The organism is Enterobacter cloacae, from assembly GCF_013375935.1.
Lineage (GTDB): Bacteria > Pseudomonadota > Gammaproteobacteria > Enterobacterales > Enterobacteriaceae > Enterobacter > Enterobacter pasteurii.
The window spans coordinates 3,719,050-3,743,638 of sequence record NZ_CP056117.1 but is presented as its reverse complement, the minus strand read 5'-3'; the positions used below and the strand labels follow the sequence as shown (position 1 = coordinate 3,743,638).

Below are 24,589 nucleotides of genomic sequence, written 5' to 3'. Positions count from 1 at the left end.
AAGATGAAGAAGGGAACGGTTCAGGTCAGCCAGTGAAAAGCACCCGCCAGCTGCGGCGACGGCGGGCCATCTCGCGGCCCAGCGCGATCGCCTCGTCGTGTTGCAGAGCGTCAATGGCCTGCGGGGTCAGTACCGGTAAACCATAGCGCTGGCGCAGGGCAGCCAGTGCCTTGGCGCTGGCATCCCCCGCCGACCGGGTCTCCGCCGCCAGCTTCTGGCGCAATGCGCCGAACGTCGCCTCATCACACTGCGTCAGCTCACGCAAAAAGCGTTTACAGCAGCCCAGCAGATTCAGGGGCGAGCGGTCAGGCGACTGTAACGCCAGCAGCAGGCCGTCCCGGTCGGCAACGCGCTGATAGCGACAGCTGACCACGTAGCCAATCTGCTCCTCCACGCGCAGGCGCTGGAAAAACTGCGGCTCGCACCACAGCGCCAGCAGCCGCAGCGCGGCGAGCGACGCGCCCGGCGGCAGGGGGATAAACACCAGCAGCGCCGAATCCGCGCTGGCATGCGGGATTCGTTCGATCCCGCGCGGAAAACCGCCAGGCGGCGTGCCGTCAGCGTTAACCGGCGCGTCAAGCAGGGCAAGCAGCCGGCCTGCCCGGCGTGCGTCCCCGGCGCTGCCGCCGGCTAACGCCGCCAGCCAGCCTTCCGGTGGCGAAGCCGGGGCCAGGCGTTCAGGTAGCTGCTGAAGGAGCTGACGGATCGCAATGCCTTCCGCCGCTGGCGTAATAGCCGGTGCGGGACGCGAGAGGCACTCTGCTATTTTTCTGATGATGCGTTCCGCCACAGCGAGGGAGTCAGGCAGCCGCAGGGTAAGCTGCCAGCTGCCGTCGACCGTTTGCCACTCGCCGCTGCCGCCGACATGGCGTAGCCCGGAAAGGTGAGGGCGTAACTGACTGCCGATCGCCACCCCTTCAGACCAGCCAACGCGAGAATAAAAAGGCCTGCGCAGGACAAGCGCTGGCGGCTGCGTCTGCGGGGACACATGCAGCAGCGGAACGGCTTCGGCGGGCAGCGGTGGCGCCGAGCCTGACGCTTTCTGCGGGTAAAACGTAAACGCGATGGGCTTATCCGAAGCCCGCTGACGCCGCCAGCGGCGAAGCGGCAGGGCAAAACCCTGGCTGACGATAGCTTCATCGACGTCCATTTTTTTGCAGGCCAGATAAGAGGCTGGCGCCGCCAGCAGATCGGCACAGAAGGCGGAAAAACCGGCGGGCGACGCGCCGGGCGCAAAGCCAAACGCCCGCTGGCGCAGCTGCTCCAGCGCCGACAGGGCGCTAAAACGCTGCTGCGCCAGCCGGTAGTAGTGCCGCTGCTGCTCCGCCGTCGTTTGCTGTAGCGCCCGCAGCCAGTGCGTAACCTGCTCGTTTATGGCTTCATGCTGCTCGCCGCCAAGCGTAATCGCCAGCCAGACGCACTCGTCATCCTGATAAAGCCAGTCTAACCCTACGTCCTCGGCCAGCCCGCGCGCCCGTAGTCCGGCTATCAGGCTGCCGGGGGCGTCGTCGAGTAAAAATTCCCGAAACAGAGCGACGTTGTCATTTAACCGGATCGCCGGGCAGCGCCACAGGGCGGGGCGCTCCGCCACCGCCAGCTCATACTCCGCTGGGGCGCTAAGGCGCAGCGGCGGCGCGGCTTCAGGCGCTTCACCTGAAGCAAAACCTGCCGCAAAGGTATGGGCAAGCCCGGCTAAATCATCCAGCGCCTGCGGCCCCTGTAGCCACAGCTGCAGCCGCCCGGCCCCATAGTAGCGGCGGTGAAAGTCGCGCAGGGCGGCCTGAAGCGCTTTCGCATCATGGCCCAGGGAGTCCTGGCTGCCCACCTGAAAGCGGCGAAACGCCGCCGGTGCATCCATCGCGTGGCGCGCCGCGGCTTCACGCCTTGCGCCATCGTGTTGCTGGATGAGCCGGTTTTCCGCATCAATGACCGCGACTTCACGCTGAACGTCATGGAGAGAAAGCAGCGGCGACTGCAGCATATCGCGCAGCCGCGCGACGCCGTCGGACAGGCTATCGGCGGCAACGTCGAAGAAAAAGGCGCAGTGGCGTGCCAGCGTGGTGGCATTAACGCTGCCGCCCTGGCGCTGGACCCAGGCCATTAGCCGCTCGTCGTCCTGATAGCCCTGACCGCCGCGGAACAGCAGGTGCTCAAGTAAATGCGCCAGCCCGGCGAAGCGCTGTGGCTCGTGATGGCTTCCGGCGCTCACTCGCGCCAGCGCCGCCGCGCGCGTCGCCTGCGGTTGATGAACCAGCGTCGCCCGGATGCCGCCTGCCAGCTCGACGATGCGGGTATCCATGGACCTCAGAGTTCCCGGGTTTTGTAGATGAGCTGGGAGCGGGTACGGTTGCGGAACTGTAGCTGGCCGATTTTCATGTCGCTACAGGCCGCTTCGCGCCGCGCCTCGAGGATTTTATGGTGATGCGGCGATTTGCTGCACACCGGATCGGCGTTGTCCGCGCTGCCGGTAAGCATAAAGGCCTGGCAGCGGCAGCCGCCGAAGTCCTTCTCCTTTTCATCGCAGGAACGACACGGCTCCGGCATCCAGTCAAAGCCGCGATAGCGGTTAAAGCCGAAGGAGTCATACCAGATGGATTCCAGGCTCTGCTCAAGCACCGAGGGGAACTCCACCGGCAGCTGGCGCGCGCTGTGGCAGGGCAGCGCCGTCCCTTCCGGGGTGACGCTGAGGAAAACCGAGCCCCAGCCGCCCATGCAGCCTTTCGGCCGTTCCTCATAATAATCGGGCGTGACGAACAGCAGGTTGGTCAGATTGCCCGCGGCAGCCATTTTCTGTCGGTATTCGGCAACCACACGTTCAGCGCGGGCAATCTGTTCCCGCGTCGGCAGGAGACCCTGGCGATTAAGGAACGCCCAGCCGTAGAACTGGCAGGTGGCAAGCTCAACGTCGTCGGCGTCCAGTTCGATGCACAGCTCGATGATTTTATCGATCTGATCGATGTTATGCCGGTGGAGGACGAAGTTGAGCACCATCGGGTAATCGCGCGCCTTAACCGCTTTGGCCATCGCCAGCTTCTGCTGAAAGGCTTTTTTATTCCCCGCCAGCGCGGCGTTGAGCACCTCATCGCTGGCCTGGAAGCTTATCTGGATATGATCGAGACCGGCCTCGCTGAACGCGTCAAGCTTGCTTTCCGTCAGGCCAATTCCCGAGGTAATCAGGTTGGTATAAAAACCCAGATCGCGGGCGGCGCGAATCAGCTCAGGCAGGTCTTTACGCGTGAGCGGTTCGCCGCCGGAGAAGCCCATCTGCACGCTGCCCATTGCCCGCGCCTGGCGGAAAACCTCGATCCACTGTTCGGTGGTGAGCTCCCGATCCTGCCGGGCAAAATCCAGCGGGTTAGAGCAGTAGGGGCACTGTAGCGGGCAGCGGTAGGTCAGCTCCGCCAGCAGCCAGAGCGGTGGATTGACGGCGGTTTTATTCTGGCTCACGGAAAATTATCCACTTCTGTTGGTAAGCAATTTGCAGGAATTCAACGACGTCGTCATCGACGCCGCCGGCTTCCGGGAACCGCTCGTTGAGTTCGGCAATAATCGCTGCCGCATCGCGCTGGCCGTCAACCAGCTCGAGGATCGCGGCCGCGGTTTCATTAAGTTTAGCCATCCCTTCCGGATAGAGGATCACATGGCTGTCCTGAGCGGCTTCCCACTGCAGGCGATAGCCACGACGAAAGGCGACGATTGCGTTCTTTTTCATGCTTATACCAATCGGGTTGTGTGCCAGGCCGCTTTGTCGGTGACCGTGTGATAGGGAGGGCGCTTCAGCGCGTAGGCCATGGTCATCGCGTCGAGCATCGTCCACAGGATATCGAGCTTGAACTGCAGGATCTCCAGCATCCGATTCTGCTTCTCTGCGCTATCGCAGTAGGTCTTCGCCAGTTCCAGACCATGCTCAACGTCGCGGCGGGCCTGGCTGAGGCGGCTGCGGAAATAAAAATAGCCTTCCTCTTTGATCCACGGATAGTGTTGCGGCCAGCTGTCGAGACGCGACTGGTGAATTTGCGGGGCAAACAGCTCGGTCAGCGAGCTGCAGGCCGCCTCCTGCCAGCAGGCGCGGCGGGCGAAGTTAACGTAAGCGTCAACGGCGAAACGGACGCCGGGCAGCACGTGGCGTTCGCTGATTAAGTCGTCGCGGCTGAGCCCTACGGCTTCGCCCAGCTGAAGCCAGGCTTCGATACCGCCGTCATGGCCGTTGCTGCCGTCATGGTCGAGGATCCGCTGCACCCACTTGCCACGCGTGTGCGGATCGGGGCAGTTTGCCATGATTGCCGCGTCTTTCAGCGGAATGGTAGTCTGGTAGTAAAAGCGGTTCGCCACCCAACCCTGGATCTGCTCGCGGCTGGCCTCGCCGTTGTGCATCGCGATATGGTAAGGATGGTGAATATGATAGTAGGCGCCTTTCGCCCGCAGGGCGTGTTCAAACTCTTGCGGCGACAGCGTTTCGCGAATGTGCATAGTTAGTCCTGAAGCGTAATGTTCATCCCGTCCCAGCTCACCTCTATTCCCTGCTCTGCAAGGGCGTGACGCTGCGGCGATTGCTCGTTAAGGATCGGGTTGGTGTTATTAATGTGAATCAGAATTTTGCGCCTGGCCGGCAGGGAGGCCAGCAGCGCCATCATGCCGTGTTCATCCCCGAGCGCCAGGTGGCCCATGTCGCGACCGGTATTGCGCCCGACGCCGGCGGCCTGAAGCTCATCGTCCTGCCAGACGGTACCGTCAATCAGCAGACAGTCCGCCTTGTTTAGCCACGGCAGGATGGCATCGTCGGGTTCGCCGAGTCCCGGGGCGTAGAACAGCGTCTGGCCGTTACGGCGGTTTTTGATAAACAGCGCCACGTTATGGCCCGGCAGCGGGCGGTCGCGCCACGGGGAATAGGGCGGCGCGTTACTGGCAATGGGGACAGCGGTAAACTCCAGGTCCGGGCAGGCTTCCACGCTAAACGGGCTGAGCGGGGCGATGGGATGATGAATCAGGCCGCCGTTCCAGTGCTTTAGCATGGTAAAAATCGGAAAACCGCTGGAAAGATCCTCATGCACCTCCGGCGTACACCATACGTGATGCGGGCATCCCTCGCGCAGGCTGAGCAGCCCGGTGGTGTGGTCAATCTGGCTATCGGTAAGGATAATGCTGCCGATATGCGTCCCGCGCAGAACGTCTTTCTTATTCAGTTCCGGCGTATGCGCGATCTGCTGGGCGATATCGGGGGAGGCGTTACACAGCACCCACTCTTTGCCGTTATCGCTGACGATGATGGACGACTGGGTGCGGGGGGGTAGCCTGGATGGTGCCGTTGCGTAAACCCTGACAGTTGGCGCAGTTACAGTTCCACTGGGGGAAACCGCCGCCGGCGGCGGAGCCGAGGACTTTAATAAACATGGAGATGGACCAGGTAGTCAAACGAAAATGCCCGCACGGATGGCGGGCAGAGCGATTAGCGGTTGGAAATGTACAGCGTCACTTCCAGGCCAAGACGTAAATCAATAAAAGCAGGTTTCTTCCACATCGTTTTTTCCTCTATAAAAATACGGCACTAACACCATCGTTTGTGCCGGTTTTGTGATAGCCATCAAATAATGCGCTACAGAGGGGTAAAGCTCAACCCGCAAAATGTAAGGAATTAACTTAATGTTTACAATACAACCTATTGTTGCCAAACATTTTTTAATACCTTTTGCCAGTTGCCCCACAGCAGCTTATCCAGCATTAATTGATCATAGCCGCTAGCGCGCAACGCGCTGATTAGCCGGGGTAAACCACTCACGTCGCCTAACTCATCAGGCAGCGTAATGCCGTCAAAGTCCGATCCCAGCGCGACGCAATCGTCACCCATGATGTTAATAAGATAGTCGATATGGCGGACAATAGCGCTCAGCGGGGTGTCGCTATCGCGTTTACCGTCGGCGCGCAGAAAGGCATTGCCGAAGTTCACGCCCACCACGCCGCCGCTGTTGCGGATAGCCAGCAGCTGCCGATCGGTTAAATTACGCGGCTGCGGGCACAGCGTGTGGGCGTTGGAGTGGGTGGCGACCAGCGGCGCCGATGAATGGCGGGCGGTATCCCAGAACGCCTTTTCATTCATATGCGAGACGTCAATCAGCATGTTCAGGGCGTTAGCCTGCCTGATGAAGGCGATACCTTCCGGGGTGAGTCCAGGACCGCTGTCCGGGCTGCCGGGAAAGGCGCCGTTTACGCCGGTGCCAAAGCGGTTAGCAATATTCCAGAATGGACCAATGCTGCGCACGCCGGCGGCATAAAAAGCCTGCAGGTCGTCTCCGTCACTGTCGAAACCGCCCGCGCCCTCAATATGCGCCACCATCGCCAGCACCTTGTCCTGACGGCAGCGTTCAATATCCGCCGCGCTCAGGCACAGTCGCGCGCGGCCAGCAGATTGCGCGACGATCTGCTTAAGGATCGCCAGCTGCTGCCAGAGAATGTCGACCGGCTGCCACGGCTCGTTGGCGTGCTGCGGTGCCATGCGGGCGATATACGCCTGCGGCGGCACAAAGAGGGCAAACAGCCCGCCGGAAAATCCGCCCTGCTGCATGCGCGGATAATCGAGATGTCCGTTCCCGATACCCGAAAAGAAGGCCGTGACCGGATCCTGGCGATGGTGAAGCCAAAGATTAAGCAACAGGTCGTTGTGACCATCAAAAATCGCCATAGCGCATCCCACTGTGTTGTTGCTAAGAAAGTTGCCCGGCACGATAACCGATTTGTCCCGTCCGGCAAGGAGAAATTTACAACCTGGCGGCAATTATTAATATCACTTAACAGTAAGGAGATCGGCACATCGCGTTGCGTGTCGGGGCAAAAGTATTTCCGATTCCATCCGCCATTGCAGCGCATACGTTCCCTGAGCTACCGGCCTACGCTATACTCCGCCACTTAGCATTATGCGTGGCAGGTAACGAAATATGCGGGAGAGCATTAACTTACTTTTCGTGGTGCTGTCTTTTGCGGCACTGATTATGCTGATGCGCTTTTTCGTCAGGCGTATTCGGCATCCAAAGCGTATCGTTGCCGACAGTCGGGGATTGAAAAAAATCTCTACCCATCCTTTCTGGTTTGGCGGATCGTCAGGTAAAACCTACTTTTATGATGAGCAGTATTTATACGAGGTTATAAAGGGAGATGCCCGTAAAATTGAGCTGGCGGCTATCGTAAAAATTAAGCCGGGCTCGATAGTGGTAAATAACAGGCGGCTCTGGTCTGTGAGCTATCTTGAGGGAGCCGGTGAAAAACAGGTACAGTTTTATAATAATCTGACGGTGTTTAATCAAAACTTCGCTGCTTTTTTAGAGACTGTAAAACGCGTGAATCCTGAAGCCGATATTAAGGCCGTCTCCTTGTTCAACCTGTGACTGGAATACATCAACTTTCTTTTTCTGACTGCCCATACGGCAGGTATGGGCAGTGAAGCCGTCGATATTATTTCTTCTTGTTCATCATCGCTTTTAAATCGGCGAAGGGGTTAAACGTGGCGACGCCCACGTCTTTTTGCGCATCCTCACCCGCGACAACGGTGGTGCCATACTGGTCCGCCTCGGTGTACTTCGAGTGCTCGTGATCGTGGCAAAACAGACACAGCAGTTCCCAGTTACTGCCGTCTTCTGGGTTGTTGGTGTGATCGTGGTCGATATGGTGAACCGTAAGTTCACGAAGATTCGAATAAACAAACTCGCGCGAGCAGCGTCCGCAAACCCATGGGTAGATTTTTAGCGCTTTTTCACGGTAGCCGCTTTCCAGCCGTGCGTAGTTTTTGGGGATAAGAGCCATTGCTGAAGTACCTGTTAACATGAGAATACGTCACACTATATCGCATTATGTTATGACGGGAGAATGCCATCCTCGCATGGAGGGATGGATACAAACGGCGTTTTTAGTCAGTTTATTTGAACCATTCCGTTAAATAATCACCATTTATTCTCATCCGTGAATGCGTAGAGTAGGGATTACGCAATGCTTCATCAGGATACGTCATTATGAAAAAGATCGGATTTTTGTCGTTTGGCCACTGGACGCCGTCCTCCCAGTCCGCCACGCGAAGCGCGGCAGACGCGCTGTTGCAGTCTATCGACCTGGCGGTTGCAGCCGAGGAGCTGGGGGCGGACGGGGCGTATTTCAGGGTGCATCACTTTGCCCGCCAGCTCGGCTCGCCGTTCCCGCTGCTGGCTGCGATAGGCGCAAAAACCAGGCGTATCGAAATCGGTACGGGCGTGATCGACATGCGCTATGAAAATCCGCTGTATATGGCGGAGGATGCCGGTGCGGCCGATCTGATCTCTGGCGGACGGCTACAGCTTGGCATCAGCCGCGGCTCTCCGGAGCAGGTCATTGACGGCTGGCGGCATTTTGGCTATGTGCCGCAGGAAGGTGAAAACGAATCCGATATGGCGCGCCGCCACACGGAGGTACTGCTTGACGTCCTGCGCGGTGAGGGGTTTGCAAAACCGAATCCACAGCCGATGTTTCCGAATCCGCCGGGGCTGCTGCGACTCGAGCCGCACTCGGACGGCCTGCGTGAACGTATCTGGTGGGGCGCGGGCTCAAATGCAACAGCAGTATGGGCGGCAAAGCTGGAGATGAATCTGCAAAGCTCAACGCTGAAAGACGATGAAACCGGCGAGCCGTTCCACATCCAGCAGGCAAAACAGATCCGCGCCTACCGGCAGGCCTGGGCTGATGCGGGGCACGCGCGACAGCCACGCGTTTCGGTCAGCCGCAGCATTTTTGCTCTGATGGACGATCGCGACCGGATGTATTTCGGTTCAGGCCGCAATGAGAGCGACAGCGTAGGCTATCTGGATGAAAAAACGCGGGCAATCTTTGGCCGCAGCTACGCCGCGGAGCCAGACAGGCTGATTGAACAGCTGAAGCAGGATGAAGCGATCGCGGAAGCGGATACGCTGTTGCTCACGGTGCCCAATCAGCTCGGCGTGGAGTACAACGCGCACGTTATTGAGTCCATCCTGAAGCACGTCGCTCCTGAAATGGGCTGGCGGGACGGCAATGCATAACCTGTCTCTCTGGTATCGCCGTTTTGGCGAGCCTGAATCGGTACTCCAGGCAGAATCCGCCGCGCTTTGTGCGCTAAAGCCGGGAGATCTCCGGGTGCGCATGCTTTTTGCTCCGGTCAACGCCTCCGACCTCATCCCCGTTACCGGAGCGTATCGCCACCGCACGCCGCTGCCTGCGGTCGCCGGCTATGAAGGCGTCGGCGTGGTAGCTGAAGCGCCCGCGGCTTACGCGGCGCTGCTCGGTAAGCGGGTGCTGCCGCTGCGCGGGCAGGGAACCTGGCAGCGCTACGTCGACTGCCCGGCAGAATATGCCGTTCCCGTTCCGGACGACGTCGACTCGCTGCTTGCCGCGCGCGCCTATATCAACCCGCTTGCCGCGCAGATGATGCTGGACCGCTATCCTGCGAGCGGGAAAACGGTGCTGCTCACCGCCGCCGGATCGGACTGCGCCATCCTCCTTGGCCAGTGGGCGCGCCGGGCGGGTGCAGAAGCCGTCTACGGCATCCATCGTTCAGCGGTGCACGCCGGGCGCCTGGCTGAGATGGGGATCGTCCCGATTGCACAGCACGACGGGGAGGCGGTCAACGCCGCCGCCTCCAAGGCGGACGTGGTGTACGACGCCACGGGCGGTAGCCTGGCGGAGACGATTCTGAGCGTGATGCCTGAAAGGGGGACGTTTGTCTGCTACGGGCTGCTCTCCGGGCAGACCTTCCGGCAGCAGCGGGCGTTGCCGCGCGTGGCCTGGTTTCATATCCGCAACTATCTGGACAGCCTCAGCGCAGAGGCGTGGCAGGCGGAGTTTCAGCGTATCTGGCCTGAACTGCGCGCCAGCCGGTGCAGCGATGTCGCCCTTTACCCTCTGCCAGAATGGCAGAGGGCACTGGGTTACTATCGCGAAGCGGGAAGAGCGGGCAAGCCCGTGCTGTCGATGGAGGATTAATCGGCCCTGTGGCTCATATCGCTCAGCAGAACCGCGATACTTTGCCCACCAGCCGTCTGCTCAAGGCCAATTTTGACGATAATGGTCAACGGAACGGAGAGCAGCATGCCGACAGGCCCGAGCAGCCAGCCCCAGAATATCAGGGACAGGAAAACAACGAGGGTGGAAAGCCCCAGCCCGCGTCCCATCATTCGTGGCTCAAGAATGTTCCCGAAGACGAGGTTAATCACCAGATAGCCCGCCAGCAGGATCAGCGCGTCGTATAATCCGCTAAAAACCAGAGTCTGAAGGATAGGGGGAATCGCCGCCAGCACGGAGCCGATGTTGGGGATGTAGTTAAGCGCAAAGGCCAGCAGCCCCCAGACGAAGGCAAAACGCACGTCCAGCGCGACGAGCATCCCCCAGACCACGATCCCCGTCACCAGGCTGATGGCCGTTTTCAGCACCAGATAGCGTGAGACGCTGTCGAGCGCGCGCTGAATGGCGCCCATTCCTTCAACCGGACGAACCATAAGGTGCTGAAGCTTTGCGGGCAGTTGCGGGACTTCCAGCAGCATAAATACTACCGTCAGGAACAGCAGGAAAATGGAGGTCATCGCGTTAGACAGCTGCGCCAGCAGGCTGGTCACAATCGTCATGGCGGCATTCGGATCGATGTACTTAAGCAGCTCCTCAACAGAAACTTCGATGCCTGCCCGCTGCAGCCAGGGCTCAATTTGCAGCAGCGGGATCGCCAGCGAGGAGCGATACTTCGGCAACGTTCGCGCCAGCTCGTTCAGGGACGTTCCCAGATAGGCCACCAGCAGCACCATCGCGACGATAATTATGCTGATAAGCAGGCTTATCGCCAGCACGCGAGGAATGCGCAGCCGCACCATCCGCTGCACCAGCGGGTTGAGGATCACCGCGATAAACAGCGCCAGGATAAAGGGCACGATGATATCGGCCGCGAAGCGGACCCCGGTTAAAACGATCGTCAGCATGCCCAGCATGATGACGATCTTAAGCCCGTTGAGGGTAATAATGGGTTTAGCCATGAACGTTCCCAAAAAGTTTTTATTAATAATAGAGGGTAAAGCGGTTGCAATAAACTAACCAAAATCAAACGGAGTGGGTAAAGAAGTGAAAAGACTTTGAGTAATTTCCTGGCTTATGATACAAATCAGGCGTGTTCAACTACTGAGGACAATTTTCATCCGCAAAGACGAGAAGCAAGACCGCGGATAATTGTAATTTTATGGACAATTTGTTCAGGACGTATTTTTCAAACAACTCTGCTCTGTTTTCTACCTCCCTCTGCCTTCTCTCCGGTGAGCAACACTGGCGTTCCGCGCTATAGTCACGTCTTCTGCCTGAGCTGGTGCTATGCGCTTAGCTATCTGATTTAATTCGCTATTTTTTTTGGTTTGCTGCCCGCAGCGAGCCTCGATGGATTATATTCTCAAGCAGGAGAAAAACATGTTTTACTGGATTTTATTAGCTCTGGCTATCGTCGCTGAAATTACCGGCACCTTGTCGATGAAATGGGCGAGCGTCAGTGACGGTAGCACCGGTTTTATTTTGATGCTGGTGATGATTACGCTTTCCTATATTTTCCTCTCTTTCGCGGTTAAAAAAATCGCGCTCGGCGTGGCCTACGCATTGTGGGAAGGTACCGGTATTTTGCTGATTACGCTGTTCAGCGTGCTGTTATTTGACGAAACCCTGACGACGATGAAAATTGCCGGTCTGACGACCCTGGTAGCAGGTATCGTGCTGATTAAATCGGGTACCCGCAAGCCGGCTAAACAGCAGAAGGAGCAGACCCATGCAGCAGTTTGAATGGATCCACGCGGCCTGGCTGGGGTTCGCGATCGTTCTGGAAATAATGGCTAACGTCTTTCTGAAGTTTTCTGACGGTTTCCGTCGTAAAGCCTACGGCCTGTTATCGATTGCCGCGGTGCTGGGGGCATTCAGCGCCCTGTCACAGGCGGTAAAAGGCATCGATCTTTCCGTCGCCTATGCGCTGTGGGGTGGTTTTGGTATTGCCGCCACCCTGGCAGCAGGCTGGATTATGTTTGGCCAGCGTTTAAACAATAAAGGCTGGATTGGGCTGGTACTGCTGCTCGCAGGCATGATCATGATTAAGCTCGCCTGAGCAATCTACTGCTGCGCCAGCGCCTCCAGCCTGTCGCGGAATCCGGTCACTGACAGCGCCCGGTTATCGGCCCGCCAGCGATCTTTCGCTGCCGGCGCCGAGCTTTGAACGCCAATCAGCTGCCAGCCCTTATCGGTTTTTAGCATCAGCGGCGATCCGCTGTCACCCGGCAGCGTATCGCACTGATGCGACAGCACGCTGCTTTGCGCCCAGCCCGTTACCACGCAGTCCGTATGGGTGTACAGCGAATCGAGGTGATCGACAGGATAGCCTGCCTGCGTCACTTTTCGATCGGCGGCCTTCAGGGCTTCAGTAAGTGCGGCTTTGTCGCCATCAAAAAGCGGCAGCGGGGCGATCCCGGACGGCGGATAGCGTAAGGCAATGAGGCCGAGATCCCAGGATGCCGCGCCCGGCGGCACAATCCAGCCGTCACCGTCCGCTTTTAACCGTTTACCGAGCGACGCATCCACCCGGCCCTCGATACCGTGAATTTCATAACGCCATATCCCTTTTTGCGACACAAAGCGCAGGGCGATCGCCTTGTCCGGCTTGCCCTCGGGCGGCATTAACAGGCAGTGTCCCGCCGTCAGCGCCAGGTGTGGCGTAATGAGCGTTGCTGTACATAAATTGCCGCTGGCGGTTTCCAGCTGCCCGATGGCATCCCAGGGGGAGTCGGTAGGATCGGTGACACGCGTGCGGTCGTCATGACCAAAAAACAGCGTCTTAACCTCTTTAGCGCTAATGGCGTCGCCATCATCCGCATGTGAAAAGCCCGCAAATAGGCTAAACGTTCCCAGTAACAGCACAACAGATTTACGCATATCACACTCTGGTGGGGTAATTATGATTATTAAAAGTGAACCCTATGAAAATACTATAGACGGGACAGCGGGAAAGTGGGAGTAAAATCAGCGTGCTACATTCAGGAAAGATAAAAACGGCTGGCAACGAGTGCGCATAAAATTAGCAGGATAAGAATGAACTCAAACCGATAGCGCCGCAGCATACGCCCTCCGGATAAAAAAACGGCGCTGACCTGTTTCCCGTTCAGCGCCGGTTTACCAGCGTGCCCAGAAGGGCACGGTTAAGCCTGTACCTTACGCTGCCGGCTGTGCAGCAGGTTTAGCCGCTTCGTGTTTTGCCGCTTTCTTGTGATGCTTTTTAGCGGCCTGGGCTTTCTGCTCTGCCGCAGGTTTAGTTGCCTTTTTGTGGTGCTTTTTCGCCGCCTGAGCCTTCTGTTCTGCCGCAGGTTTTGCTGCTTTGTGGTGTTTTTTATGGTGAACCGCTTTGGCCGGAGCGGCGGTGGCTGCCGCAGGTGCTGCGGTGGCGGTAGTTTCCGCCGCGAATGCAGCAGAAGACAGACCCATAGCAGCGGCAACAACCAGAGCTAATACTTTTTTCATTTTCATACCCTCGAATTTGGTTTTTCATTTAACCCCACTGCGGGGCCGTTGAAATAACTATATCCCTGTAAACCCGGGGTTTCCGTGAGTGATTGGTATCGGCGTGTAACCGTATGTACACGCCGGGGTTGCCCCCGGCGCGGGCGGTTACAGGTAGCGGGACGTCAGATGTTCGCGGAAGTATCGACTGTTCAGATCTTCGCCCGTCGCCTGGGTAATTAACTGCGAGGTGCTGAAGCGGCTGCCGTGCTGCCAGATGTTCTGACGCAGCCACTCAAAGAGCGCCGCGAAATCGCCGCCGGCAATGGAGTCCTGCAACCCTGGCAGCGCGGTTTTCGCGGCATGGAACAGCTGTGCCGCATACATTGCCCCCAGCGTATAGGACGGGAAGTAGCCGAAACCGCCGTCGGTCCAGTGGATATCCTGCATGCAGCCGTTGCGGTAGTTGTCTTTGGTGGACAGCCCAAGCCAGGCCTGCATTTTTTCATCCCACAGGGCGGGAATATCATCGACCTCAATTTCGCCGTTGATCAGCGCGCGCTCAATCTCGTAGCGCAGCACCACATGCGCCGGGTAGCTTACTTCATCCGCGTCAACGCGAATGTATCCCGGCTTCACGCGCTGGTTCCAGGCAATGAAGTTCTCTTCGCTGAATGCCGCCTGGCTGCCGAAGCGGGCATGTACCGCCGGAAGCAGATGCTTCAGGAACGCGTCGCTGCGGCCAAGCTGCATCTCGAAAAACAGGCTCTGGGATTCGTGTATCGCCGTAGAGCGCGCCAGCGCAACGGGCTGACCGGCCCATGCCCGGGGAAGGTTTTGCTCGTAGCGGGCATGTCCCGTTTCGTGGATCACCCCGAAAAGCGCGCTGAGCAGCTCATCTTCATCGTAACGCGTGGTGATTCGCACGTCCTCCGGCACGCCGCCGCAGAACGGATGGGCGCTGACGTCCAGACGACCGCCGTTAAAATCGAAGCCAAGCATTTTCATCGCTTCCAGACCCAGCTCGCGCTGGGTTGCGGTCGGGAAGGGGCCCTGTGGCGGAACGAACGAATGCTGGGCCTGCTTTTCCACCACCTTTGCCAGCAGATCCGGCAGCCACGACTTCATGTCGCCAAACAGCACGTCCAGGCGGGCGCTGGTCATGTCCGGCTCAAAAATATCCAGCAGCGCGTCGTAAGGCGTGCAGCCTTTGGCATCGGCACGCAGGCGGGCTTCTTCACGACTGAGTTTCACCACCTCCTTCAGGTTGGCAGAAAAGCCCTGCCAGTCGTTGGCCGGACGCTGGGTGCGCCAGGCGTGCTCGCACCTGCTGCCTGCCAGCGATTTGGCCTCCACCAGCGATTCCGGCAGCAGCGTCGCCTGCTGGTAGTGACGCGTCATTTCACGCAGGTTGGCCTGCTCAACGTCGTTCAGATCTTCTTCTGCCGCCGCGGCCAGCCATTCGCCCACTTTTTTATCGGTCAGGATCTGATGTTGCAGGACGCTCATCTCCGCCAGCGCTTCACCCCGCGCGGCGCTGCCGCCTGGCGGCATCATGGTGAACATGTCCCAGCTGGCGATAGAGGTGAGGTGAGAGAAGCGTGAGAGGCGCTGGAAGGTGCGGGTGAGCTGTTGATAGTTATTGTTTTTCATGAAGTCCTCGTGTCTGAATCAGCCGATGACAAAAATTAGCATCGGCTCGATTTAAACACGAAGAGGGAGGAATGTTAATGCAGACGTTTATGCAGGCTGGCGCCCACCAGCAGCGCAGCGCACAGCATCAGGGCAATAAACCCGCCTACGCCGTTCCAGCCGTAGTGATGCCAGAACACGCCGCCGAGCGTACCGGCAATGCTGGAACCGAGGTAATAGCTAAACAGATACAGCGACGACGCCTGGCCTTTGGCGCGGCGCGCGCGCGGGCCAATCCAGCTGCTGGCAACGGAGTGCGCGGCAAAGAATCCGGCGGAGAAGAGCAGCATGCCGGCAAAAATCAGCCAAAGGGAGGAGAAAAGCGTCATCAGCAGCCCGAACAGCATCACGGCAGTAGAAGCCAGCATCACCGGGCCGCGGCCGTAGCGAGCCGTCATGGCCCCGGCTTTTGGCGAACTCCAGGTTCCGGTGAGATACGCAACGGAGAGCAAACCCACCAGCGCCTGGCTGAGATGCCACGGAGAGAGCATCAGACGATAGCCAATATAGTTGAACAGCGTCACGAAAGAGCCCATCAGCAGGAAACCGGTCAGGAACAAACGCGGCAATCCCTTATCGCGCCAGTGCAGGCGGAAGTTGATAAACAGCGTTTTCGGGCGCAGGGAGGTAGGGCGGAAATGGCGCGATTCCGGCAGTATTTTCCAGAACATCAGCGCCGAGGCGAGCGCGAAGCAGCCGATAACCGCCAGGGCAATGCGCCAGTTAAAGAAATCCGTAAACACGCCGCTCAGCAGGCGTCCGCTCATCCCGCCGATAGAGTTCCCGCTGATGTACAGCCCCATGGAAAAGGCCACAAAACTCGGGTGGATCTCTTCGCTGAGGTAGGTCATCCCCACCGCCGCCACGCCGCTGAGGGAGAGGCCAATCAGCGCGCGCGCGATCAGAATGCCGTGCCAGCTGGTCATCATAGTGGACAGCAGGGTACAGACGGAGGCCAGCATTAACGCCGTTACCATGACCTGCTTGCGGCCGATAGCGTCCGACAGTGGCCCGGTAAACAGCAGGCCAATCGCCAGCATCCCGGTTGAGATGGAGAGAGAAATACTGCTGCTGGCCGGCGACACGCCAAACTCATGCGACAGGACCGGCAGAATAGGCTGTACGCAGTAGAGCAGGGCAAAGGTGGCGAGACCTGCGGAAAAGAGCGCCAGGGTGACGCGCATAAACTGCGGTGTTCCACGCTTAATAAACTGAACCGGCTGCGGTGCTGCGGGTAAGGCATCAATGTCGCTTGCCGGCGCGACATCAACAGCTGTTGTACGACTCACACGTAATCCTTGCTTAAACATCCCCGTGATTTCTGGTGACGGGTATGACCACAGGATCAGGGTAGGAAAATGTAAATATTCTGTCTAATATATTAATAATCTCAAATGATACTTTATAAATATGAATATCGAACTGCGCCATTTGCGTTATTTTGTTGCCGTCGCCGAAGAACTGCATTTTGGCCGCGCCGCGGCAAGGCTGAACATCTCCCAGCCGCCGCTAAGCCAGCAGATCCAGATCCTTGAGCAGCAGGTGGGGGCGCGCCTGCTGGCGCGAACCAACCGCAGCGTGAGCCTGACGGCGGCAGGGAAGCAGTTTCTCGCCGACAGCCGACAAATCCTGAGCATGGTGGATGACGCCGCGGCCAGAGCGGAGCGGCTCTATCTTGGCGAAACGGGGGAGTTGCGCATCGGGTTTACCTCGTCGGCTCCCTTTATCAGCGCCGTTTCACAAACGCTGTCATCGTTTCGCCGCAACTTTCCCGACGTGCATATTCAGACTCGCGAAATAAATACCCGGGAACAAATATCGCCGCTCAATGAAGGCTCGCTCGACCTGGGGCTGATGCGCAACACGCGGTTGCCTGATACCCTGGCGTGGCAGGTGATCCTGCGGGAACCGCTGATGGCGATGATCCCCCGCGACCATCCTCTTGCCGCTAAGCACAGCGTCACGCTGGCTGAGCTGGCGAAAGAGCCGTTTGTCTTTTTTGACCCGCAGGTGGGGACCGGGCTGTACGACGATATTCTCGGCCTGATGCGGCGCTATGGGCTTGTTCCGACCATCGCCCAGGAGGTAGGAGAAGCAATGACGATCATTGGTCTCGTTGCCGCAGGGCTTGGCGTTTCGATTCTTCCGGCCTCGTTCAAGCGGGTGCAGCTGCCGGAAATGCGCTGGGTAACTATTACCGAGCCGGATGCGGTGTCGGAGATGTGGCTGGTGTGGTCTAAACATCATGAACAAAGCCACGCGGCACAGCGTTTCAAAGCAGCGCTAATTACCGCCTCTCACGGGCGCTATTTATAGGGAAAAGTGGGCAAAAATGTGCAGTTAATCACATGGCTAAGTAAAAATTTGACGTCGGCCATTGAAGTGCTTCACCATAGCCCTCAGTTTATTTCGAAGCTCGAAAATAAGGGAGTACGAGGTGGTTGCTGATAGTCAGCCAGGGCATATCGATCAGATAAAGCAGACCAACGCGGGCGCCGTTTATCGCCTGATTGATCAGCTCGGTCCGGTTTCGCGTATCGATCTTTCGCGCCTGGCACAGCTGGCACCCGCCAGTATCACCAAGATCGTCCGCGAAATGCTGGAAGCCCATCTGGTTCAGGAGACGGAAATTCAGGAGCCGGGCAGCCGCGGCCGTCCGGCGGTAGGGCTGGTGGTCGAAACCGAGGCATGGCACTACCTGTCGCTGCGCATTAGCCGCGGGGAAATCTTTCTCGCCCTGCGAGATTTGAGCAGCAAGCTGGTGGTGGAAGACCGGCTGGAACTCCCGCTCGACGCAGAACAACCTCTTCTTGACGCCATTCTGATCCATATCGACCAGTTCTTTATTCGCCATCAGCAGCGCCTCGAACGCCTGACGGCAATTGCAATTACCCTGCCGGGAATTATTGATACCGAAAATGGCATTGTGCACCGCATGCCGTTTTATGAAAACGTCAAAGAGATGCCGCTGGGAGAAGTGCTGGAAAGCCATACCGGCGTGCCGGTCTACATTCAGCATGATATCAGCGCCTGGACGATGGCCGAGGCGCTGTTTGGTGCTTCCCGCGGCGCACGAGACGTGATTCAGGTTGTGATTGACCACAACGTCGGGGCGGGGGTGATCACCGACGGGCGTCTTTTACACGCCGGCAGCAGCAGTCTGGTGGAGATCGGCCATACGCAGGTCGATCCCTACGGCAAACGCTGCTACTGCGGCAACCACGGCTGCCTGGAGACGATCGCCAGCGTCGAAAGCGTGCTGGAGCTGGCGCAGGTGCGGCTCAGCCAGTCGATGAGCTCCACGCTGCATGGGCAGCCGCTGAGCGTAGACGCGCTGTGCGCGGCGGCAAGGCAGGGCGATCTGCTGGCGAAGGACATCATTACTGGCGTGGGCAATAACGTCGGGCGCATTCTGGCCATAATGGTGAACCTGTTCAATCCGCAAAAAATCCTGATTGGCTCGCCGCTCAGCCAGGCGGCAGAAATCCTCTTTCCGGCGATCTCCGCCTGTATCAGCCAGCAGGCGCTTCCCGCTTACAGCAAAAATATCGTGGTCGAAAGCACCCAGTTCTCCAACCAGGGAACGATGGCGGGCGCCGCGCTGGTTAAAGATGCGATGTACAACGGCTCGCTGCTGATTCGTTTACTGCAGGGCTAACTCTTTTCCACTGATGTACGAAAAATTGCGCTATCTCAAGCCGGGTAGCGCACGCATCCCGTAGACTTTCCCCCACTGAATTATTTACCTGGTTTATATTTTTGAAGCATACCCAAGAGGTGGAATGAGTCATGCTTAAGCGTTTCTTTATTACTGGTACTGATACTTCTGTCGGGAAGACAGTGGTATCCCGCGCGTTGTTGCAGGCCCTGGCGGCAAGGGGTGAACGCGTTGCAGGATACAAGCCGGTTGCAAAAGGCAGTAAAGAGACGCCAGAAGGGCTGCGTAATAAAGACGCCCTGGTTCTGCAAAGCGTCTCGTCTCTGGAGCTGCCCTATGACGCCGTTAATCCCATCGCCCTGAGCGAGGAGGAGAGCAGCGTCGCCCACAGCGGGCTGATTAACTACAGCCTGCTTTCTGATGGCCTGGCAAACCTGAGTGAGCAGGTTGACCACGTTGTCGTTGAAGGTACCGGCGGCTGGCGCAGCCTGATGAACGATTTGCGTCCGCTATCCGAGTGGGTGGTGCAGGAGCAACTGCCGGTGGTGATGGTGGTGGGTATTCAGGAAGGGTGCATCAATCACGCCTTGCTGACGGCGCAGGCTATTGCGAATGACGGCCTGCCGCTGATTGGATGGGTGGCGAACCGGATTAACCCGGGCCTTGCGCACTACGCTGAAATCATCGACGTGCTGAGCAAAAAACTGCCTGGTCCGCTGGTGGGTGAACTGCCTTATCTGCCCCGCGCCGAACAACGCGACCTAGCGCACTACGTCGATCTCTCTGCTTTCGGCGGTATGCTGCCCGTAGATCGAGTCGTGGCGTAACGTCCTCGACAGTACGGACGCCACCACGCAGGCAACCAGCAAGCCGGGGAGTAAGACATACTGCCCGGTCATTTCACATACCATCAGGGCCGACATGATCGGCGCGTGCGTAGTGGCGGCGAGCAACGTCGCCATCCCCGCCAGCCCGAGCAAAATCGCCGTCTCAGCGCCGGGAAACCACAGGGCAAATAGCTGCGCAAACAGCATGCCCGTCGCCATACCGACAAACAGCGTTGGCGTGAATACCCCACCGGGCGCACCGGAGCCGCTGCTCGCGAGCACCGCCAGCAGCTTGCAGATAAAGACGCCCGCAATTATCGACAACAGCGGTGGCGACTGCAAAAATGCCTGAACCACGCTGTAGCCATTACCCCAAACCTTAGGCGTTAGCAGCGACAGCAGCCCGACGATCAGCCCACCCAGCGCCAGCTGCCACGGCGGCGAAAGCTTCAGACGCAGAAACAGCGTATGGCTAAACCCCATCAGCCACATCAGCAGCGGGCCGCAAACCCCTGCCAGCAAGCCGACGCCAACCATCAGCGCATAATCTGCGGCCGTTAAGGCTTCGCTCAGGTGCACCGCATAGAGCGTGTTTGCGCCGGGGCTTAACAGGCGCGTGGTGAGCAGCGCCACCACGGCGGCAATCACTACCGGGCCGAGCGAGGCCAGCATGAGGGTGCCGAACAGGATCTCAGCGATAAACAGGCTCCCGGCCAGCGGCGCGTGATAGGCGCTGGCCATCCCGGCGGCGGCACCGCAGGCTATCCACAGTTTCCATTCAGATTTCGGCGTAAAACGCTGTGCAAAAAAGGAGGCTGCGAGGGCCGCGAGCAGGATCATGGCGCCCTCACGGCCGATGGCGCTCCCGCTGGAGACCACCAGCAGCGACGCGAGGGATTTCACCAGGCTGGCGCCGTAATCAAACTGGCCGTCACCCGTTTCCAGCGCTTCCATATAATCCGTTGGCGCGTGGGGGCGCTGTGCCGTCATGCGCTGCCATCCCCACAGCAGGATGCCTGCGGCCAGGCCGCCCAACGCGGGCGTCAGCGCCCGACGCCAGGGAGATAACGCGGCGGCGGCGTTCACCAGGCTACCGCTTACGTTGCTGAGAAACAGCCACTCCAGCAGATACATGCTGTGGCGAAATGCCGCTACGGCCAGCGCCGCCAGCACGCCGGTCACGGTGGCGATCAGGAGCCGGCGGAACATGGCGCGAATGTCGGGGTAAGCGTGAAGTCGTTGCATGGGGCAGAATTAAACGGAGACGATAGGATATTGTGATAGGAAAACGAGGGGTTAGCAAAAGGTATGCGTGCGAAAAGAGGCCGGGCATAGCCCGGCGTGGGTGTTTAACTGTCGCTATGAATATTCAGCGCCCGGCGCGTGCGCCCCGAACTCAAATACTCCGCAATATAATCCTGAGAAATTTCGCCATTGTAGCGTCCGTCTTCGTCCACGATCGGCATCCAGCTGGTGTTGCTCTCATACAGGCGAGAAAGCACCACGCGCAGGTTGTCCTCGGCCTTACCGGTCATGCGGAACGGATGGAGGATGTCGACGCAGGCGCCGTCGGCATTACGCGCTTCGCGGCGCTTCACAAAGCCCAGCGGTTTGCCCTGTTCGTCAACCACGGTAATGGCGCGAATATCGTTATCGTCCATGATGGCAAAGGCCTCCGGCAGCGGCGTGGATTCGCGCACCGTGAGGGTAGGCTGCCGATCGGTCACGTCACCCGCGGAAACCAGCAGCAGGCGTTTCAGCGTGCGATCCTGGCCCACGAAAGAGCCGACAAACTCGTTGGCCGGCTTCGCCAGCAGCTCGTCCGGGCTGGCGCACTGGACGATACGCCCCTGGCGGAAAACGGCGATGCGATCGCCCAGCTTGAGCGCTTCGTCAATATCGTGGCTCACCAGCATGACGGTCTTTTTCAGCTTGCGCTGCATTTCCAGAAACTGGTTCTGGATCACCTCACGGTTGATCGGGTCCACCGCGCCAAATGGCTCATCCATCAGCAGTACCGGCGGATCCGCCGCCAGCGCGCGGATCACGCCGATACGCTGCTGCTGGCCGCCGGACATCTCGCGCGGATAGCGGTTCAGGAACTTGTGCGGATCCATCGCCACCATATCCATCAGCTCTTCGGCACGGGATTTACAGCGGGCTTTGTCCCAGCCCAGCATGCGCGGCACAACGGTGATGTTCTCTTCGATGGTCATGTTCGGGAACAGGCCAATCTGCTGGATCACGTAGCCAATGTTGCGGCGCAGGGTAACGGTGTCCATTCCGCTGGTGTCTTCGCCGTTAATCAGGATCTTACCGCTGCTGGGGGCGATAAGCCGGTTAATCATCTTCAGGGTAGTGGTTTTCCCGCAGCCGGACGGGCCGAGCAGCACGCACATTTCCCCTTCGGGCACGTTCAGGTTAACGTTGTCGACGGCCTTAACGGTCTGGCCGTGCTTCTGTGAAAATTGTTTGGTGAGGTTTTCCAGTTTTATCATTATCGAATCCCCTTCGGAGTCAGTACTACCTGCAAACGGTGCAGCAGCCAGTCGAGCACAATCGCTAAAAGACAGATCATCAGCGCGCCCGCAATCAACATGCGAATATCGCTTCCGCCAATGCCGTTAAGCAGCAGCAGGCCGAGCCCGCCCGCGCCGATCACGGCGGCAATCGCCATAACGCCGATGTTCATCACCACGGCGGTGCGGATCCCGCCAAAGATCACCGGCAGCGCCATCGGGATTTCCACCCAGCGCAGGCGCTGCCAGAAGGTCATGCCGATACCGCGTCCCGCTTCGCGCAGCCCGGGAGGCAGGCTGTCGAGCGCGGTATGGGTATTACGCACTATCGGCAGCAGCGAGTAGAGGAACACCGCCGTAATGGCGGGCAGGGCGCCAATGCCCTGACCAATCAGCGAAAAGAGCGGGATCATCAGGCCGAAAAGCGCGATAGACGGGATGGTGAGCACGATGGTGGCAATCCCCAGCACCGGCGTAGCCAGCCATTTGTGGCGAACGATCAGAATGCCCAGCGGAACGCCAATAATAATCGCCAGCCCCACGGCCAGGGCCACCAGCCACAGATGCTGAAGCGTCAGGGTGAGCAGATAGTCCCAGTTGTCGAAAATGTAGTGAATGGTCTCCATAGCGCCTCCTACAGCAGCCGTTTGCTACGCAGGAAATCACGGGCGACCTGCTGCGGTGACTGATGGTCGATATCCACCTTCTTGTTCAGCTCGGTGATAACGTCGTTGTTAAGCTGGGCTGAGAGGGTGTTAAGCGCCTCTTCCAGCCCCGGGTTGGCCTCCAGCGTGTCTTTACGCACGACCGGCGTCACCGCGTAGCTCGGGAAGAAGCCTTTATCATCTTCCAGTACTTTGAGATCGAAACCTTTTACCCGCCCGTCGGTGGTGTAAATCAGCCCCGCATCGACAAAGCCGTCGCGCACCGCGTTATAGACCAGACCGGGATCCATCTGGCGGATCTGCGGGCGGTCGAGCTCCATGCCGTAGGCCGCCTGCAGCGGTTTCATCCCGTCGCTGCGTCCGGCAAACTCCAGGTCAAGACCCAGCATCCAGTTGTTATCCGGGTCGGTTTTACGGACGTGCTCAATCTTTGCCACCATCTCAGACATGGTGTTGATATGTTCCGCCTCGGCGCGCTTGCGCTGCATGGCGAAGGCGTAGGTGTTGTTCATATCGGCAGGTTTAAGCCACACCAGGCCGTGCTTTGCGTCCAGGCGTTTCACCGTCTCGTAAGACTCCTGCGGCGACATGCGCTTGTTGATGTGGTTAAAGATGATTAGCGACGTACCGGTATACTCCCACGTCATATCGATCTGCTTGTTGATCATCGCGTTACGGGAAATTACCGTTGCAATATTGGTTTGCGGCTGCACCTGAAAGCCTTTCTTTTGCAGGTACTGTACGGTCATGGCCGACAGGATGTGCTGCTCGGTAAAGCTCTTGGTCGCCAGGATCAGCGGGGCCGCCAGAGCGTGGCTGGAGAAGAGCGCGGCGGCACACAGCGCCGCCAGGCGGGAAAACGGTCTCATAGAAGCTCCTTGTTATTGTTATCGAGCGAGATGTGGGCTCATCACGCGGCCCAGCGCGGCCAGCAGGGTATCCAGGATCAGGGCGAACAGGGCGGTAGCCGCCGCGCCCAGGATCAGCGTCGGGAAGTCATTCAGATAAATGCCGGGGAATATCAGCTCGCCGTAGCTGCTGGCACCAATCAGGAACGCCAGCGGTGCGGTGCCGACGTTAATCGCGGTGGCTATGCGGATCCCGGAGAGCATCACCGGCCAGGCGTTGGGGATCTCCACCTGGCGCAGGCGCTGCCATTTGGTCATGCCAATACCGTTCGCCGCTTCCAGCAACGATGAGGGAACGGAGCACAGCCCGGCATAGGTATTACGCACAATCGGCAGCAGCGAGGCGAGGAACAGGGCGATAATGGCCGGCTTATCGCCAATGCCAATCACCACCATCGCCAGCGCCAGCACCGCCAGCGGAGGTAGGGTATTGCCCACGCTGAAGATTTGCATCACGTATTCAGCGATACCTCGCGCGGCCGGCCGGCTCAGCAGAATGCCGCTTGGAATACCGACCAGCAGGGCAAAGAACATCGATGAAAAGACCAGAATCAGGTGCTGCCGTCCGAGATAGAGCAGGTCAACCTGGCGCGCCTTAATCGTCTCAGGCCCAATTCCCCAGACGAGGAGGGCGAGAACCACGATAATGGCGCCGATAAAAAGCAGCGATCGTTTGAGTAATGGGTGCATTGCGGTGTGTCTCCCTGTGCGCATGCGTTATAGCAACCACCGGTTGCCTGTTGTTATGCCATGTTTCGGCAGGGGTACTTCACCTATAGCAAGCGAATGGGACGGGTTCCAGCGAAGGGGGTAAAACAGTAACCCTATG

Annotated in this window: 26 protein-coding genes and 2 pseudogenes; 9 read left to right on the top strand and 19 right to left on the bottom strand. The window is 58.6% G+C overall.

Annotated elements, in window-relative coordinates; translation table 11 throughout:
• Positions 1-25: 25 nt before the first annotated feature.
• From pqqF to HWQ14_RS17480, 7 genes and pseudogenes are all read right to left on the bottom strand, one after another.
• Complete coding sequence (pqqF, locus tag HWQ14_RS17510) at positions 26-2,299, bottom strand: pyrroloquinoline quinone biosynthesis protein PqqF (RefSeq protein WP_176610477.1); 2,274 nt, start codon at positions 2,297-2,299, stop codon at positions 26-28.
• Between the two features lie 5 nt (positions 2,300-2,304).
• Positions 2,305-3,447 (bottom strand): pyrroloquinoline quinone biosynthesis protein PqqE, encoded by a 1,143-nt coding sequence (gene pqqE, locus HWQ14_RS17505; RefSeq protein ID WP_176610476.1) that lies wholly within the window; start codon positions 3,445-3,447, stop codon positions 2,305-2,307.
• A complete protein-coding gene (gene pqqD / locus HWQ14_RS17500; RefSeq protein ID WP_148418805.1) occupies positions 3,434-3,712 on the bottom strand; it encodes a pyrroloquinoline quinone biosynthesis peptide chaperone PqqD in 279 nt (92 codons plus the stop codon). The genes pqqE and pqqD overlap by 14 nt, the downstream gene beginning before the upstream one ends.
• Positions 3,713-3,714: 2 nt before the next feature.
• The gene (pqqC, locus tag HWQ14_RS17495; protein ID WP_176610475.1) at positions 3,715-4,470 is read right to left on the bottom strand and encodes a pyrroloquinoline-quinone synthase PqqC; all 756 of its coding nucleotides are present in this window, start codon (positions 4,468-4,470) and stop codon (positions 3,715-3,717) included.
• 2 nt (positions 4,471-4,472) lie between these two features.
• Positions 4,473-5,391: pseudogene (gene pqqB / locus HWQ14_RS17490) on the bottom strand (pyrroloquinoline quinone biosynthesis protein PqqB).
• A gap of 55 nt (positions 5,392-5,446) precedes the next feature.
• Positions 5,447-5,518 carry a pyrroloquinoline quinone precursor peptide PqqA gene (pqqA, locus tag HWQ14_RS17485; RefSeq protein ID WP_002905689.1) on the bottom strand — a complete coding sequence of 24 codons (72 nt, stop codon included), beginning with the start codon at positions 5,516-5,518 and terminating at the stop codon, positions 5,447-5,449.
• A gap of 138 nt (positions 5,519-5,656) precedes the next feature.
• A complete protein-coding gene (locus HWQ14_RS17480; RefSeq protein WP_176610474.1) occupies positions 5,657-6,676 on the bottom strand; it encodes a dipeptidase in 1,020 nt (339 codons plus the stop codon).
• A gap of 253 nt (positions 6,677-6,929) precedes the next feature.
• Between HWQ14_RS17480 and HWQ14_RS17475 the strand changes: the two genes are divergently transcribed.
• Positions 6,930-7,376 (top strand): hypothetical protein, encoded by a 447-nt coding sequence (locus HWQ14_RS17475; protein WP_176610473.1) that lies wholly within the window; start codon positions 6,930-6,932, stop codon positions 7,374-7,376.
• A 67-nt stretch (positions 7,377-7,443) separates the two neighbouring features.
• Here the strand turns inward: HWQ14_RS17475 and yajD are convergent, their stop codons facing one another.
• Positions 7,444-7,791: an HNH nuclease YajD gene (yajD, locus tag HWQ14_RS17470; RefSeq protein WP_006808895.1), complete on the bottom strand. Its 348-nt coding sequence runs from the start codon at positions 7,789-7,791 to the stop codon at positions 7,444-7,446.
• A gap of 206 nt (positions 7,792-7,997) precedes the next feature.
• Between yajD and HWQ14_RS17465 the strand changes: the two genes are divergently transcribed.
• The gene (locus tag HWQ14_RS17465; protein WP_176610472.1) at positions 7,998-9,032 is read left to right on the top strand and encodes an LLM class flavin-dependent oxidoreductase; all 1,035 of its coding nucleotides are present in this window, start codon (positions 7,998-8,000) and stop codon (positions 9,030-9,032) included.
• Positions 9,025-9,972, top strand: a complete 948-nt coding sequence (locus HWQ14_RS17460) for a zinc-dependent alcohol dehydrogenase family protein (RefSeq protein WP_176610471.1) — start codon at positions 9,025-9,027, stop codon at positions 9,970-9,972. Before HWQ14_RS17465 ends, HWQ14_RS17460 begins: the two co-directional genes overlap by 8 nt.
• Here HWQ14_RS17460 and HWQ14_RS17455 read toward each other — a convergent pair.
• Positions 9,969-11,009: an AI-2E family transporter gene (locus tag HWQ14_RS17455; protein ID WP_148418793.1), complete on the bottom strand. Its 1,041-nt coding sequence runs from the start codon at positions 11,007-11,009 to the stop codon at positions 9,969-9,971. The genes HWQ14_RS17460 and HWQ14_RS17455 overlap by 4 nt on opposite strands.
• Positions 11,010-11,140: 131 nt before the next feature.
• Between HWQ14_RS17455 and HWQ14_RS23525 the strand changes: the two are divergent.
• The 3 genes and pseudogenes from HWQ14_RS23525 to mdtI all read left to right on the top strand — a co-directional run bounded on the left by HWQ14_RS23525 (position 11,141) and on the right by mdtI (position 12,109).
• Positions 11,141-11,311, top strand: a pseudogene (locus HWQ14_RS23525) (hypothetical protein).
• A gap of 119 nt (positions 11,312-11,430) precedes the next feature.
• Entirely contained in the window at positions 11,431-11,793 is a 363-nt protein-coding gene (gene mdtJ / locus HWQ14_RS17450; RefSeq protein WP_176610470.1) for a multidrug/spermidine efflux SMR transporter subunit MdtJ, read from the top strand.
• Positions 11,780-12,109, top strand: coding sequence for a multidrug/spermidine efflux SMR transporter subunit MdtI (mdtI, locus tag HWQ14_RS17445; protein ID WP_176610469.1), 330 nt, complete (start codon positions 11,780-11,782; stop codon positions 12,107-12,109). Before mdtJ ends, mdtI begins: the two co-directional genes overlap by 14 nt.
• A 5-nt stretch (positions 12,110-12,114) precedes the next feature.
• On the opposite strand, the gene HWQ14_RS17440 is transcribed toward mdtI, so the two are convergent.
• From HWQ14_RS17440 to HWQ14_RS17420, 5 genes are all read right to left on the bottom strand, one after another.
• Positions 12,115-12,930 carry a trypsin-like serine peptidase gene (locus HWQ14_RS17440; protein WP_176610468.1) on the bottom strand — a complete coding sequence of 272 codons (816 nt, stop codon included), beginning with the start codon at positions 12,928-12,930 and terminating at the stop codon, positions 12,115-12,117.
• 101 nt (positions 12,931-13,031) lie between these two features.
• Positions 13,032-13,115 (bottom strand): hypothetical protein, encoded by an 84-nt coding sequence (locus HWQ14_RS23520; RefSeq protein WP_148419184.1) that lies wholly within the window; start codon positions 13,113-13,115, stop codon positions 13,032-13,034.
• A gap of 91 nt (positions 13,116-13,206) precedes the next feature.
• Positions 13,207-13,512: an acid resistance repetitive basic protein Asr gene (gene asr, locus HWQ14_RS17430; protein ID WP_176610467.1), complete on the bottom strand. Its 306-nt coding sequence runs from the start codon at positions 13,510-13,512 to the stop codon at positions 13,207-13,209.
• 147 nt (positions 13,513-13,659) lie between these two features.
• Positions 13,660-15,144 carry a carboxypeptidase M32 gene (locus HWQ14_RS17425; protein WP_176610466.1) on the bottom strand — a complete coding sequence of 495 codons (1,485 nt, stop codon included), beginning with the start codon at positions 15,142-15,144 and terminating at the stop codon, positions 13,660-13,662.
• 74 nt (positions 15,145-15,218) lie between these two features.
• Positions 15,219-16,472, bottom strand: coding sequence for an MFS transporter (locus HWQ14_RS17420; RefSeq protein ID WP_176610465.1), 1,254 nt, complete (start codon positions 16,470-16,472; stop codon positions 15,219-15,221).
• Positions 16,473-16,593: 121 nt separating this feature from the next.
• On the opposite strand from HWQ14_RS17420, the gene HWQ14_RS17415 reads away from it, so the two are divergent.
• The 3 genes from HWQ14_RS17415 (at position 16,594) to bioD (ending at position 19,668) form a co-directional block, all read left to right on the top strand.
• Positions 16,594-17,499, top strand: a complete 906-nt coding sequence (locus HWQ14_RS17415; RefSeq protein ID WP_176610464.1) for a LysR family transcriptional regulator — start codon at positions 16,594-16,596, stop codon at positions 17,497-17,499.
• Positions 17,500-17,620: 121 nt separating this feature from the next.
• Positions 17,621-18,841 (top strand): sugar metabolism global transcriptional regulator Mlc, encoded by a 1,221-nt coding sequence (gene mlc, locus HWQ14_RS17410; RefSeq protein WP_176610463.1) that lies wholly within the window; start codon positions 17,621-17,623, stop codon positions 18,839-18,841.
• Positions 18,842-18,972: 131 nt separating this feature from the next.
• Positions 18,973-19,668 carry a dethiobiotin synthase gene (gene bioD, locus HWQ14_RS17405; RefSeq protein ID WP_148418784.1) on the top strand — a complete coding sequence of 232 codons (696 nt, stop codon included), beginning with the start codon at positions 18,973-18,975 and terminating at the stop codon, positions 19,666-19,668.
• Here the strand turns inward: bioD and clcB are convergent.
• From clcB to osmY, 5 genes are all read right to left on the bottom strand, one after another.
• Positions 19,603-20,913 carry a voltage-gated ClC-type chloride channel ClcB gene (gene clcB / locus HWQ14_RS17400; protein ID WP_176610462.1) on the bottom strand — a complete coding sequence of 437 codons (1,311 nt, stop codon included), beginning with the start codon at positions 20,911-20,913 and terminating at the stop codon, positions 19,603-19,605. The two genes, bioD and clcB, sit on opposite strands and share 66 nt — an antisense overlap.
• 104 nt (positions 20,914-21,017) lie before the next feature.
• Positions 21,018-22,166: an osmoprotectant ABC transporter ATP-binding protein OsmV gene (osmV, locus tag HWQ14_RS17395; RefSeq protein ID WP_176610461.1), complete on the bottom strand. Its 1,149-nt coding sequence runs from the start codon at positions 22,164-22,166 to the stop codon at positions 21,018-21,020.
• Positions 22,166-22,813 (bottom strand): osmoprotectant ABC transporter permease OsmW, encoded by a 648-nt coding sequence (gene osmW, locus HWQ14_RS17390; RefSeq protein ID WP_045332238.1) that lies wholly within the window; start codon positions 22,811-22,813, stop codon positions 22,166-22,168. Before osmW ends, osmV begins: the two co-directional genes overlap by 1 nt.
• An 8-nt stretch (positions 22,814-22,821) precedes the next feature.
• A complete protein-coding gene (gene osmX / locus HWQ14_RS17385) occupies positions 22,822-23,721 on the bottom strand; it encodes an osmoprotectant ABC transporter substrate-binding protein OsmX (RefSeq protein WP_176610460.1) in 900 nt (299 codons plus the stop codon).
• A gap of 18 nt (positions 23,722-23,739) precedes the next feature.
• A complete protein-coding gene (gene osmY, locus HWQ14_RS17380) occupies positions 23,740-24,450 on the bottom strand; it encodes an osmoprotectant ABC transporter permease OsmY (protein WP_176610459.1) in 711 nt (236 codons plus the stop codon).
• Positions 24,451-24,589 lie beyond the last annotated feature (139 nt).